This window comes from Halomonas sp. ND22Bw (assembly GCF_003011945.1).
Taxonomy (GTDB): domain Bacteria; phylum Pseudomonadota; class Gammaproteobacteria; order Pseudomonadales; family Halomonadaceae; genus Halomonas; species Halomonas halophila.
In genome coordinates this window covers 1-438 of record NZ_PXWD01000191.1, presented here as the reverse complement: position 1 = coordinate 438, position 438 = coordinate 1, and the positions used below count along the sequence as shown (strand labels likewise).

Annotated in this window: 1 pseudogene; it reads right to left on the bottom strand. The window is 67.8% G+C overall.

The window, feature by feature from the left end:
* Positions 1-80, bottom strand: a pseudogene (locus CVH10_RS27290) (thiol:disulfide oxidoreductase); the annotation flags it as partial.
* Positions 81-438: the final 358 nt, after the last annotated feature.

The window sequence follows — 438 nt, the reverse complement described above, 5'->3', positions numbered from 1 at the left end:
GCGTAGTCGAGGCCCGCCTCTTCGAGGAGCATCGTCACCTTGTGGCCGTTCGGCGTCGGCCAGTAATAGAGATCGATCATCGGCTTCTCCGTGGGGCGCACGTCTCGGGACATCGGGGCAATCCGTGACGCCGAAGGCCGACGTGGTGCCGGGCCCGTCCGGGGTCAAGCTTGGGGAAAACTTCTCCGCCCGCCCGCCGATCGTTCGAATGCCGCGCGATCGGGCAACACTCGATTCAGGGCTGGTGTGCTTGCCTCACGGCAATGGGATGAGGTGACGGGATGATCGGGGCGATTACAGCCAGCCAAGCCGGCCTCGCGGCCGCCACGCAGCGCTACGGCGCCTCGGCCGAGGGGATCGCGGCGATCGGCACGAGCCTGCCGGCCGCGACCCAGGTCGATCTCTCCACCACCGCCGTCCAGATGCTCCAGGACAAGG